Below are 13,192 nucleotides of genomic sequence, written 5' to 3' on the forward strand. Positions count from 1 at the left end.
GGCATTGCATCGCCCGCGCCGGCCGGTCCCATAAGGGGACGCGCGTCCCGTGATCGCACGGTTTTCGTTACGCTGCCGATCAATAGTGTCGTGTCATCGACGAACGACATCGATCGCTATACTTTGGCAACAGGGTAAACGGGCGAATTACCATTTCCCGTTTCGATGCGGGACGCAGGATAGACTGCAAACAAGAGCAATCTTGCCAGCTTCCCCGCAAATCTCCGATGGTTCGGCACGACCGAGCCGGCCGCCAAACTTCGGTAAACATCCTTATAACCTAGTACTTTAGAACATCGGAAAAGGGAATCGGTGTTTATGGTCCCAGGATTTGCGAAGCAGACGAACACTGCAGGCCGCGAGTTCCGACGAGATTTTACAGTTCTTTTCGGCGGGGAAAAACGATGACCATCAACAGCGCGATCGCCAACGGCGAACTTCATCTGCAGGGCACCTATCTCAGCATCGGCATCAATGCCGACGGCAATCTGGGCACGACGAAGAACGCGCCCAAGGGCTTCGCCACCGACGCCGACAGCGGCTTCCTGCGCCTCGGCATGGTCGCCGACCTCGACGGCTTCGGCCAGGGCAAGGAAACGACCCTCGACGACGTGCTGCTGCAGGGCCGCTCGATCGAAGGCTTCAACGTCGGCTACACGATCGGTTCGAACAAGGTCGTCCAGAGCAACCAGCTGCTGACCGGCTATCGCCAGATCAAGGGCGAGCTGACCGATGCCAGCAACGCCGCCGAAGGCAAGGCCGAGTGGGTCGGTGCGACCAAGGACAAGCTGGGCATCGCGCAGACCATCACGCTGGCCGATGACGCGAAGTACATCAAGATCGACGTGGTCCTGACCAACAATTCGTCGACCACGATGAACGACGTCCGCTACATGCGGACCGCCGATCCCGATCAGGCTGGCAAGTACGACACCGCCAACAAGATCGAACAGGGCGAAGGCGCGCTGGTGACGGCGATGCTGCAGAAGGACACCCCCTTCTTCCTCTATTCGCAGGACGAACGGGCGACCGCTTCCTTCTACGGCTTCGTCAACCTCGATCCGTTCGCCGCGGCCAATACGTCGCAGGCAAAGGGCTATGCCAAGACCGTCGACCAGACGCTGAACCTGACCTTTAGCCTCGGCACGCTGAAGGCCGGCGAATCGACCAAGATCACGCTGTACATGGGCGTCACCGACAATCTGAAGGCGACCATCAGCGAAATCGACGCCGGCAAGGCGCCGGTGGTCGTCGCCCCGCCGGTCGTCAACCTCGCCCCCGAGGCGGTGGACGACGCGTTCGACGGCGACCAGGACAATGCGGTGACCGGCAACGTCCTGTCGAACGACAAGGACCCCGAGGGCAAGAAGCTGACCGCGAGCCTGGTCGACGGCCCGGATCACGGCACCATCAAGTTCTCGGACGACGGTTCGTTCATCTACACGCCGAATGCCGGCTGGAGCGGCGAGGACAGCTTCACCTATGCCGCATCGGATGGCGTCCATCTGACCAACGCCACCGTCGATCTGTCGATCGAGGCCGCCCCGGTCGTCGAGGAACCGGTCGTCGAACAGCCGCCGGTCGTTGGCCCGGTCGTCGTCCCGCCGGTAACCGCCGATCCGTTCCTCGACCTGCTGCAGGCCGCATCGGTCATCAACGGCAATGACAGCGCCAACGAAATCCTGAAGGGCACCGCCGGCTCGGACGTCTTCTACTTCTCGAACGCAGCACGCACCGGGCAGGACCGTATCGTCGGCTTCGACAAGACCGACCTCTTCGTCACCGATGCCAAGCTGTATGACGGCAACAATGACGGCATCATCGCCCTGTCGAAGAGCAAGGTGTCGATCGATGGCGGCAAGGGCGGCGACACGGTCGTGATCGAAGGTGTGTCGAAGCTGCGCTTCCTCGGCACCGACGATGCGGGCCATGCGGTCTATGCCGATGCCAGCGCCCGGCCGAAGAGCGCGAAGGAAGGCACCACCGCCGACGACGCGTTCATGGGCGACGCCCGCAACAAGTCGAAGAACGTGTTCTTCTTCGACACCGCCCACGGGCTCGACCTCGGCAACGACACGATCGGCAATTTCGGCAAGCACGACCTGGTCGTGACCACCACCAAGCTGGCCGACGACAATAACGACGGCATCATCACCACCAGCGACGGCAAGTTCGCGCTGCCCGGCGATACCGGCTCGCTGCTGGTCAGCGATACCAAGGGTGCCGCGATTGACTCGCTCGAATTCGACGGATCGGTCGTCCGCGGCGGACTGACCTACTATGTCTACTCGCTGGTCGGCTCGGTCGGCACCGACGCGAGCGATCTGAGCTTCTGATCCAGCCTGTCGCCGAAAACGAACGCCGGTCCCGACGGGGCCGGCGTTTCGTCGTTCAGGCGATGTTGCGGTCGCTAAAAATTTTTCGAAACGCCTCGCCCAAGTTTGGCACATCCTTTCTTCATCTTTACAGGCTATCGATGGGGAATCGGTGGGAGGTAAGCCATGCATCTCGATAATCTTTGCGCCATCATTGCCGAGGTCGAACTGATGGGCGGCGACCCGGTCAGCGAAATCCTCGCGCCCAGCGAAGTCCGCGCCATAGCCGAAGCGGTGCTCGCGCTCGGCGCGATCGCCCCGGCACATGGCGAGGCGGCGACGCCCGCAGCGAAGCTGTGGATGCAGACGATCCCGCCATTCATGCACGACTGTTTCAGCGCGTAACCGCGGCGACCGAGATCGGCCCGGCGATGATCGACGAAGGACGACCGGGTGCGCGATCGCGTATCCGGTCGTCGTCGTTCGGGGCAGTCGCAACGAACATCGACCGGACCGGCCGACACGATGGTACCATACCGACCCAGGGGCGATCGTACGATATGGTTACGGGTAATTAATATAGCTGTCATGTTACCACCCTAGCCGGCGATCAAACCGGAAAAGGGGAAATAGCGTGGCAGTTGCTGGGGATATCGCGTTGATCGGCTATGGTGCCGATACCGGGGTGAAGTCGTTCGCGTTCGTATTGCTCGCCGATCTGGCCGGGCAGACCATCTATTTCACCGATAATGGCTGGCTGGCGGCGGGCGGGTTCCGCGCCAATGAAGGCACCGTCGCCTATACCATTCCCGCCGATGCGAAGATCGGGACGGTGTTCGAGATCACCGGCCTGACCGGACAGTTCAATCCGTCGACCAGCGGCGACCAGATCCTCGCCTATAGCGGCACCGCCGCCAATCCGACCTTCCTGTTCGCGCTCAATTTCGCCGACGGCAAGACGGCGTTCGCGGGCGATGCGACCAATTCGAACACCAGCGCGGTGCCGACCGGCCTGACCGCCGGCAAGGATGCGCTGGCCTTTGCCGAGGATAACGGCGCCTATACCGGCCCGACCACCGGCACGCGCGCCGAAATCCTCGACGCGATCGCCAACAGGGCGAACTGGACCAACGACGATTCCGCCGGCGTCGCCTATGCGAAGGGCTTCACGGTCGGTGGCGGCGGCGGCAATGCCGGTGCGTTCAGCGTCGACGACGTGACGGTCGACGAAGGCGATGCCGGCACCGCTGACCTGGCCTTCACCATCACCCGCGACGGCGGCAGCACCGGCGAGGCGACCGTCGATTTCGCCGCGACCTTCGGCACCGCCGATGCCGACGACATCGTCGGCACGCTGCCGAGCGGTACGCTGACCTTTGCCGCGGGCGAGACCGCCAAGACGGTGACGATCACCGTGGCCGGCGACACCGTGCGCGAATCGGACGAGACGATCGCGCTGACGTTGACCAACGCCACCGGCGGCGCGACCATCGCGGATGCGGAAGCTACGGGCACGATCCTGAACGACGACGGCACCCCGCCATCGGTGTCGATCGGCGACGTTTCGGTGGTCGAGGGCGATTCGGGCCAGATGCTGGCGACCTTCACCATCACCCGCACCGGCGGCAGCGATGCCTTCTCGGTCGCCTATGAAACGATGAGCAACACCGCCACCGCCGGCAGCGATTTCGTCGGCGCCAGCGGCCGGGTGGAATTCGCCGCCGGCCAGGAAACGGCGACGGTCTCGATCGCGGTCAACGGCGATACCGTCCGCGAGGGCAACGAGAAATTCTATGTCGCGCTGTCCGATGCCACCAACGGCGCGACGCTGACCGATTCGCTGGGAGAGGCGACGATCGTCAACGACGACCTGTACCGCATCCACGACGTGCAGGGCGCCGCCTTCTTCAGCCCGGTACTGGCAGCCGACGGCGTCAGCGGCTTCAATATCCGCTCGACCACCACCGTAACCGTGCAGGCGGTGGTCACCGCACTCGACGGCAGCGGCGCGCGCCAGGGCTTCTACCTGACCGAGGAAACCGCCGACTGGGATTCGAGCGCGCTGACCTCCGAAGGCATCTTCGTGATGACTCGCGACGATCGCAACGCCGGCACGACGCTGGCGGCGCTCGCCCCGAACCTGCGCGTCGGCGACCTCGTGACCGTCACCGCGCAGGTGATGGAATATCAGGCGTTCACCAACATGCCGCGCACCGTGCTGACCGGCGTCAGCGGCATCACCATCGATGCTAGCAACCAGGACCTGCCGACGCTGATCCTCGACGGCGCGCCCGGTCGTGCCATTCCCAGCGCGATCCTGACCGACGAAGTGCCCAATTATTTCGATTCGGTCGGCGGCGCGGGCTTCGACCCGGCCAATGACGCGCTCGACTTCTTCGAGACGATCGAAGGGATGCGGGTCACCGTGCCCGACATGGTCGTCGCCGACGGATTCGTCGGCGTGTCGGGCGGCAAGCCGTTCGTGAAAGCCTATTCGACCGTCCACGCCGATGCCGACCAGATCAACAGCCGTGGCGGCTATACGATCGCCGGCGATCCCGCGCTGTCACCGCCCGACACCGCCGATACGCGCGACGATGTCCATGCCGGCGGCCGCTATATCCATGATGGCGACACCAATCCCGACATTCTCGAACTCGACTTCACCGATTTCGCGACCGCGGCCCCGGCCGGACTGATCGATTCGGCGTCGGCCGGCGACAGACTGGGCGACGTGACCGGCATCGTCGAATTCGATTTCACCGACCTCAAGCTGTTCGTGACCGATCCGGTGACGATCGAGGAGGACACGACCCCGGTGCGCGAGGTGACGACCATCGTCGCCGATTCGCGTGCGCTGACCATCGGCACGTTCAACGTCGAGAATCTGGCCGCGACCGATCCGGCGGCCCGCTTCACCGCGATCGCCGATGCCATCGCCGTCAATCTGAAGGCGCCCGACATCCTGACGATCGAGGAAATACAGGACAATAACGGCGCGGCGGCGGGCGACGGCGCTTCGTCGACCGGGACCGATGCGTCGCTGACGTGGCAGAAGCTGGTCGATGCGGTCAACGCCGCCACCGGGCAGCGCTATCAATGGGTCGACGAACTGCCGGTCTATAATGCCGAGGGCGGGCAGCAGAGCGGCAATATCCGCGTCGGTTTCCTCTACAACACCAACCGCGTGCAGCTCGGCGACCTCGCCGCCGATGCGACGATCGAACAGCGCCGCGCCTTTACCGACCGGATCGGCGACGGCGTGCGCGACGCCGGCGACCGGATCGGCCATGACGACAGCGAAATCGCCGGCCAGATCAGTGCCGCCGACTGGGACAATACCCGCAAGTCGCTGCTCGGCGAGTTCACCTTTGCCGGCAACAGCGTCTATGTCGCCGCCAACCATCTGCCGTCGAAGGGCGGTTCCGGCAGCTTCTGGCAGCTCGATCAGAATATCGACAACGGCCAGCCGCTCAATAACGGCTGGGCGAAGCGCAACGCCATCGCCGAAGACGTGTGGCACATGCTCGACACGATCCAGTCGGCATCGGCCGACAACCGGATCGTCGCGGGCGGCGACTGGAACGAATTCTACTTCAACCGGGCGCTGGAAGCAGCGACCGGCTATGTCGATGCGAACGGCGATGCCCGCACCGGCGGCGCGCGGTTCGACAATCTGACCGTGACGAAACTGTCCGAGGCCGAACGCTATACCTATATGTTCGACGGACGGTCGCAGGCGATCGACCATGTCATCGTCGACCAGCAACTGGGCGCGGTCGCCAGCTATGACGTCGTCCACATCAACACCGGCTATAACACGCAAGGCGGCACCAACCCGGCGCTGTCGGACCATGACCCTGCGCTCGCGCAGTTCAATTTCCGCAATTTCGGCGAACGGCTGCGCGGCACCGCCGCCATCGACCGGATCGAGGGGCTTGGCGGCAACGACCGGATCGAGGGGCTGGCCGGCAACGACCAGCTGTTCGGGGGCGACGGCAACGACCTGTTGATCGGCGGTGCGGGCAGCGACACCATGTGGGGCGGCGCGGGCAGCGACGTATTTTTCTACGACGCGACGGGCGCGGGCGGAAAGGACCGGATCAAGGACTTTTCGGCCGAGGATTTCCTCGTCACCACCGTCCGCCTGCGCGACAATAACAAGAACGGGCTGATCGGTGCCGGCTCCAACAAGGTCTTCGACCTGTCGGGGGGCGGTTCGATCGCGATCGAGGCGGCCGACGGATCGAGCGTACGGAAGATCGAATATGACGGCATGCTGATGAAGAACGGCGTCGCCTATTACATCTACAGCATGGTCGGGTCGGCAACCGATCCGGCCGAGGCGCTTACGCTACTCTGATCGGCCTTCGCCGATGATCGAGGGGGCGGGACCGGATTGCCGGTTCCGTCCCCTTTTTCGTGTCCGGCGCACGACGACATGGCGTCTGCCCCGTTCGTCCTGAATAATCCCTTGGACTGCCCGGCTGCGGCAGTCGCCAGAGACAGGCATTGCGCATGTCGAAATGCCGGATCGACGGATTGTCACAGGCAGGTATTTCGCTGCGGGTCTTCGACACGCTCCCCCTACCCGACACCAACGGCTCTACCCGCCGTCATTCACCGCGAAGATAGATTGGTCGTTACGCCACTATGGTCGTTCGAGGGGCGGCGGGTACTGCCGCTCCGACAGTCGCCCGCTGCGTCCAGTCCGAGCGCCGCAAGCTACGGCGCGATCCACCGGCGCGTCCGGCCGAAGGCACCTGGCGACGTCGGAATGCCCGGCCGGCAGACCGGCCAGCCGCGGCCGCACGGGTCGGCCAACGCCCGATCGCTCGGCACGACGGACAAAAAAAGAGGCGCCGGCTTTCGCCAGCGCCTCCCGTTCCGATCGCAATAGAAGCGACCGTTTGCCGTCAGCTTAGAGCGGCGGGGTCGAAGCGTCGGGCGCTTCGTAGATGTAGTAGGTCACGCCGCCATGGACTTCCGAACCGACGAACTTGATCTGCTGAACGTCCGGGGTCGCGAAGTCGATCTGGCCACCCGGGCCGGTCTTCGGATCGGTCGGCAGCGGGCCGGCCGCACCCGAAACGTCGAGGACGAAGTTCTTGCCGAAGCCGACGACGTTGTTCATCGTGTTGTCGAACAGCTTCGCGGTGGTGACGATCTTGTCGCCGGCGCCGAAGTTGGTGAAGGTGTCCTGACCGAGGTTCAGGCCGAGCGCGTTGTCGATCAGCAGGGTCTTGTTACCGCCGCCGAAATCGATCGTGTCGTTGCCGACGGTGCCTTCCATGACGTTAGCACGGCCGCCGAACTCGGAAATCCACAGATTCTTCAGCGTCGCCGAGTTGGCATAGACGTGCAGGTCGCCCGGAGCGCCCTTGCTGCCGAGATAGCGCAGTTCGGTGACCGGACCGTTTTCACCGGTGACCTGGATCTGGTCGTTGCCGGCCTTCTTGCGGCTGGTGCGGTCGATGTCGAGTTCGCCGTTCGCGCCGAACTGGATGAAGCCGTCGCCGTTACCGTCGAAGATCTTCTTGTAGTTCAGGATCGAATCATTGCTGCCGAAGCCGGTCAGCGTGTCGTCGCCGGCATCGCCTTCCTTGAACACGAACGCGGTCGACGCGCCGCTGGCGTCATAGACGTCCGAGGTGTTGTTCAGCGCGATGTCAACGCGCGAAGCGGTGGTGATCAGGTTGCTGTTATCGCGAAAAATCGGATCGGCCATCGTCGTTCCTTCCTAAAATATTGAAAAACATTCCGTCAGCACGCCCGCCGTTGCTGGCGCACTATGCTTAAAGCGGCATTTACGTTCAATTTCTTGAACCGTCAAGGAATTCTCAATTAGCCATCATGAACGGACGTCCATGTTTTCCAGCAATAGGACAGCCGTTAACCATCAAAACCCGTTGACCGCAGTGGAACCCGCGTCCGTCCCCGGATTTTTTCTACTGCGGATGAAGTATTTTAGGACGGCCCACGACGATCCGCCCCCGAGGAGCGACGATCGGAGGATCGAGCGCACACGAGGGCGAATCAATATTATACCGTTACTTTAGAATCGGCGCGTCGGGACGCGACGGAGCGAATGGCCAGATCGGCTTTGCGAGAAGCCTGCCATCCTGTTCCGCAGATTTTTGGTCGATATCCGGCGGGATCGCCCCCGCCCTCGGCATCAGCAGCGTGCTACGCAGTTTCGCCGGTTGATCCTCTCGGACATTGAAATCCCCCCGCTCCCCTTCGCTCGCATCTACGACAAACGCGTATCGATGCAAGTTGGATTGCGGCAGTGCGACATGAATTATGTGCCTTCATTCCCGCATTGGGACGCCCTGTGCCATTTTCGCAACGGTTGCGGCAGGTTAGTTAAAATTTGGTAATATTGTCTGGCGCTTTTTCTTGGCGTGCGCATCATCGCGACAGTTGTCCAGGGAGCGTAGCATGCCCGATCTGCCGAATGCCCCGCCGCCCGCCCTGACCAGCTTCGCCGCCACCATGTCGCAACGCACGATCGCCGCGCCGCTATGGCGTGGAGTCCGGTCGGTCGGGCTGACCTGCATCGCCGCGACGCCCGATCAATGCGCGACGCTGCTTTCCATCCTGCAGCGGGGCGCGCCGGTGCCGGTCGACGGCTTCGACGCTGCCGATCGGGCGCGCGTACAGATCACCGCCGATTTGGCGCCGGTCGATGGGCGACCGGCGATCGCACTATCCGCGCGCCCATCGATCGTGATGGACGATGCACAGGGGGAATGGATCGGTCCGGCAGTCATCGCCGGCAGGGGCGAGGATTTCGCGACCCTTGCCGAACGCGCGCTGGACCAGGCGCTGCCATGGCGCGGCGCACGACCGAACAACCGACTTACAGGGGAGAATTGAATATGGAACTCAGCACTTTGGTACCCGGCACGCCGGTGGAACGCGACTGGCCGTTGGGGGGTGCCGACGACATCGTCGAGTCGCTGTCGCTCGATCCGTTCGCCGGGCAGACCTATGCGAACAAGCCGATCGCCACGGCGACCCAGGCCGGCAACATCCTGACGCGTTCGGGTTACAGCTGGAATATCAACAACTATGGCGAACTGAACGACGGCGTCCTGAACTTCGGCTTCTGGAACAGCTATGCCGAGCTGGCCAACAGCTATTACGTCAACGCGACCGGCACCATCGCCCTCGACGAAGCCTTTTATGCCGACGCCTTTTCGGCGTTCAATGCCGATCAGCGCGCGATGGCCCGCGCCGGGATCGCGCTGTGGGACGATCTGATCGCCATCACGTTCAAGGAAACCAAGTCGTACAATGCCGACATCACCTTCGGCAACACCAACACCGGCGGGGCGCAGGCCTATGCCTATCTGCCGTTCGGTAACATCTTCGACGATTCGGCTTTCGCCAAATTCTACGATCTCGAGGATTACGGCCGGCTGAGCGGCGACGTGTGGATCGACGGCTTCGTCAGCTCCAACTTCTTCCCGGTACGCGACAGCTTCTACGCCAAGACGACGATCGTCCACGAACTGGGCCACTCGCTGGGCCTCAGCCATCCGGGCGATTACGACGCGCTCGACGACGATGACGGCGACGGCGTGCCCGATCCGATCACCTATGCCAACGACGCCGCCTATGCGCAGGATTCGGCGCAATATTCGATCATGAGCTATTTCGACGCGTACGAAACCGGCGCGCAGCATATCGACTGGGCCAATCTGCGCTTCGGCTATGCATCGACGCCGATGGTGCATGACATCGTCGCCATCCAGAAACTCTATGGCGCTGACAAGACGACCCGCACCGGCGACACCGTGTACGGCTTCAATTCGACCGCCAATCGCGCCGAACTGGACTTTACCAAGAATGCCGCGCCGATCGTCGCCATCTATGACGCGGGCGGCAACGACACGCTCGATTTCTCGGGCTGGAACACGCCGTCGGTCATCGACCTGAACGCCGGCGCCTTCTCGTCGGGCGGCGGGATCGAATCGTTCCTGACGCTCGAACAGGTCAACGCCAATCGCGCGGCGCAGGGGCTCGCCCCGCGCAGCCAGGCGACGTTCGACGCCTATACCGCGCTGCGCGAGGAACTGGGCCTGACCAACGGGCTGTACAAGGACAATATCTCGATCGCCTATGGCGTCACGATCGAGAATGCGATCGGCGGCGGCGGCAACGACCGGCTGATCGGCAACCAGGTCGCCAACAAGCTGACCGGCGGTGCGGGGCGCGATATCTTCGAACTTCGCACCTCGGGTGTTTCGGGTGTCGATACCGTCACCGATTGGCAGCGCGGCGACGTGCTGGCGGTCGACCGGGCGATCCGCGACAACAACAACGACGGCATCATCACCTGGCGTGGCAGCACGGTGGCACTCGACACCACCGATGGCGATGCGGTCGTGCTGGCCGGCGCGAACGGCGCGGCCGGACTGCGGCTGCTGGGCAGCGTCGACGGCGTCTTCTATTATGGCGACGCCCGCGTCCGCCCGGTCGCCGGCCGCAACCAGCAGGTCGCCGAAAGCGGCTTTGGCAACGATGTGCTCAAATCGTCGAGCAACAGCAAGATCAGCGACATCTTCTTCTTCGACACCGCCAATCCGGTCGCGGGCCTCGGCAATGATTCGCTGACCTTCACCGCGCGCGACATGATCGTCACCACCACGGCACTGTTCGATGGCAATGACGACGGCATCATCCGCTTCAACGACGGCGTCCTCGACCTGTCGGGTGCGGGCGGCACCGTCACGATCACCGGTACGCGCGCGCTCGAGTTCGACGGGATGATCGAACAGAACGGCATGCGCTTCTATATCTACAGCGCCGTCGGATCGAGCGTCGGGCTGGGCAGCGTCGACGTATAATCGCTGCGGGAGGCACGGTGCGTCGAACGGACGGATCGTGCCTCCCCCCTTCGCAAAGCGGCCAAGGCTCTGCTATTGGCGGGGCTTCGCTGGGAAGGGAATGATCGCCGTGACGTTTGGCCTCAAGCACGCGGCGGCGCGGTGAACCGCGCCGCACTTCAGGCCGGCACCAGCCGCGACTCGGCCGCGCTGCGCTGGGCGATGACGCTGCTGCCGCCGGTCGCCATCGCCTATAACGGCATCTTCGCCGCCGCTGCCGCCGCCGGCGCGCCGATGAACAACGTGATCGTGATCGCCGCCGAACTGGCGATCATCCTCGGCGCGATGGGCATGTCCTTCCTTCGCGACGGCATCCGCCGCGAGGACGTGGCGCCGTTGCTGCTCGTCGCCGGCATCGTGGTGGTCGCGGTGATCGGGTCGCTGGTGTTCGAACGGCCGATGATCGAAGGGGTGCGCAACGCGCTCATCATCGCCGCCTTCACCATCCTCGGCATACGTTGCGACGAACGCATGGTGCGCATCGCCTTCGCGGTCAGCTGCGTCATCGCGCTCGGCGTGTTGCTGCTGGAGATCAGCAGCGTCGACACCTATGCCTCGATCTTCCAGCCGGCCAACTATCTCATCAAGACGCGCGGCTTCGTCGCCAAGGAGTTCATGGACGAAAACTCGCTGGCAATCGGGACGATTTCATACAGCGGGCGCTTCACCTTCGGTCTGTATGACGGGCCGCGCACCTCGTCGATCTTCCTCGAACAGGTCAGCATCAACTGCTTCTCGATCGTCATCATGGTGTATCTGTGCACCCTGTGGCAGCGGCTGAGCATCGCCGAGCGGGTATTGGCGCTGGCCACCGTGTTCCTGATCGTCGTCACCAACAATGCGCGCATGTCGTCGCTGCTCGCGCCGCTGTTCCTGATCGGCTATTTCCTGTTCCCGCGCCTGCCGCGCTATTGGCAGGGGCTGGTCCCGGTCGTGTCGCTGGGCGCGACCTTCCTGCTGTTCGCCTTCATCCCGTGGCGGACCGGCGACGATCCGGTGGGGCGGCTGGGCACGACCTATCGCTATCTGACCGAATATGATGCCGGCGACTATCTGTTCGGCGTGCCCTCGCTGATCTCGCGGACCGGCGATACCGGCTATGGCTTCGTCATCGCGTCGATGGGACTGGCCGGCGCGTTCGTCTACTGGGCCTATTTCATCATCGTCGTGCCGCAGAATTCGGACACGTCGCGCCGGGCAGCATGGGCCGCCGCGCTGTACGTCTATGTCTGGCTGCTGGTCGGCGGCACCGGCACCTTCTCGATGAAGTCGGCGCCGCTGCTTTGGCTACTGCTCGGCTATTGCCGGGCGACCTATATGCCGGCACGCGACGACCCCGCGCGCCGGCAGGCGGAGGCGCACCGGCTGACCCCGCGCGAGCGCATGGCCCGACGACAGGTCGCGGCCAGTTGACCGGTCAGTTCGCGCTGAACAGGTGGATCGCCGCCATGATCGCCAGCCACGGCGTCACCGCATAGACGGCCATGGTCAGCAACCGCTGGCGCGGCGACCATTTGAACGGCTGATCGGCGGGGGTGACGTCGAAGCTGACGACGTTGCCGCGCGTGGCATCCGACACGGCGCCCGATCGCAGCGTGGTGATGAATTCGCAGCCATATTGGGTGCCCTCGCCCCACACCACCGTCGCCTCGACCGTACCGACCCCGGCAAGGCCGAGCAGCACCGCCTCGCCGACGGCCAGGGGATGCCCGGTCCGGATCCGGCAGCCATGCCGGGTCAGGTCGAGCAGCGCGCTATGCACCGGCGGCCGTCCCGACACGCGCAACACGCACGCGCGACCGACCGAAACACGGTCGTCTTCGCGGCGACCGACAAGCTGTTCTTCAATTATGCGTGCCTGAAGACTCATGGCATCCTCCATCTGGCTGCACACCAGATAGCGGATCAGGTCTTACCAAAGCTTTTCTGCAGCTACCGGAATGATGGTTACTAAAGGATGGTTGGTAAACGCGCGGTAAATGA

General features: G+C 63.6%; 8 protein-coding genes. 6 read left to right on the forward strand and 2 right to left on the reverse strand.

The window, feature by feature from the left end; translation table 11 throughout:
* Positions 1–404 precede the first annotated feature (404 nt).
* From MF607_RS10000 to MF607_RS10010, 3 genes are all read left to right on the forward strand, one after another.
* Complete coding sequence (locus MF607_RS10000; RefSeq protein ID WP_242118157.1) at positions 405–2,336, forward strand: Ig-like domain-containing protein; 1,932 nt, start codon at positions 405–407, stop codon at positions 2,334–2,336.
* Between the two features lie 165 nt (positions 2,337–2,501).
* Positions 2,502–2,720 carry a hypothetical protein gene (locus tag MF607_RS10005; RefSeq protein ID WP_242118159.1) on the forward strand — a complete coding sequence of 73 codons (219 nt, stop codon included), beginning with the start codon at positions 2,502–2,504 and terminating at the stop codon, positions 2,718–2,720.
* Positions 2,721–2,949: 229 nt separating this feature from the next.
* Positions 2,950–6,678 (forward strand): Calx-beta domain-containing protein, encoded by a 3,729-nt coding sequence (locus tag MF607_RS10010; protein WP_242118161.1) that lies wholly within the window; start codon positions 2,950–2,952, stop codon positions 6,676–6,678.
* A 558-nt stretch (positions 6,679–7,236) separates the two neighbouring features.
* Here the strand turns inward: MF607_RS10010 and MF607_RS10015 are convergent.
* Positions 7,237–8,043 (reverse strand): hypothetical protein, encoded by an 807-nt coding sequence (locus MF607_RS10015; protein WP_242118163.1) that lies wholly within the window; start codon positions 8,041–8,043, stop codon positions 7,237–7,239.
* Between the two features lie 713 nt (positions 8,044–8,756).
* Here MF607_RS10015 and MF607_RS10020 point away from each other — a divergent pair.
* From MF607_RS10020 to MF607_RS10030, 3 genes are all read left to right on the forward strand, one after another.
* Entirely contained in the window at positions 8,757–9,194 is a 438-nt protein-coding gene (locus MF607_RS10020) for a hypothetical protein (protein ID WP_242118165.1), read from the forward strand.
* Between the two features lie 2 nt (positions 9,195–9,196).
* Entirely contained in the window at positions 9,197–11,170 is a 1,974-nt protein-coding gene (locus MF607_RS10025; protein ID WP_242118168.1) for a M10 family metallopeptidase, read from the forward strand.
* A gap of 141 nt (positions 11,171–11,311) precedes the next feature.
* On the forward strand, positions 11,312–12,622 hold the full coding sequence (locus MF607_RS10030) for a hypothetical protein (RefSeq protein WP_242118170.1): 1,311 nt from the start codon (positions 11,312–11,314) through the stop codon (positions 12,620–12,622).
* A 4-nt stretch (positions 12,623–12,626) separates the two neighbouring features.
* Here the strand turns inward: MF607_RS10030 and MF607_RS10035 are convergent, their stop codons facing one another.
* Positions 12,627–13,079: a PilZ domain-containing protein gene (locus MF607_RS10035; RefSeq protein ID WP_242118172.1), complete on the reverse strand. Its 453-nt coding sequence runs from the start codon at positions 13,077–13,079 to the stop codon at positions 12,627–12,629.
* Positions 13,080–13,192 lie beyond the last annotated feature (113 nt).

The organism is Sphingomonas lacusdianchii (genome assembly GCF_022664395.1).
Taxonomy (GTDB): domain Bacteria; phylum Pseudomonadota; class Alphaproteobacteria; order Sphingomonadales; family Sphingomonadaceae; genus Sphingomonas; species Sphingomonas lacusdianchii.

Excerpts from the sequence above, each read along its gene's own strand:
- MF607_RS10025 (WP_242118168.1), top strand. The coding sequence starts at position 9,197 with ATGGAACTCAGCACTTTGGTACCCGGCACGCCGGTGGAACGCGACTGG.
- MF607_RS10000 (WP_242118157.1), top strand. The coding sequence starts at position 405 with ATGACCATCAACAGCGCGATCGCCAACGGCGAACTTCATCTGCAGGGC.
- MF607_RS10035 (WP_242118172.1), bottom strand. The coding sequence starts at position 13,079 with ATGAGTCTTCAGGCACGCATAATTGAAGAACAGCTTGTCGGTCGCCGC.
- MF607_RS10020 (WP_242118165.1), top strand. The coding sequence starts at position 8,757 with ATGCCCGATCTGCCGAATGCCCCGCCGCCCGCCCTGACCAGCTTCGCC.
- MF607_RS10005 (WP_242118159.1), top strand. The coding sequence starts at position 2,502 with ATGCATCTCGATAATCTTTGCGCCATCATTGCCGAGGTCGAACTGATG.
- MF607_RS10015 (WP_242118163.1), bottom strand. The coding sequence starts at position 8,043 with ATGGCCGATCCGATTTTTCGCGATAACAGCAACCTGATCACCACCGCT.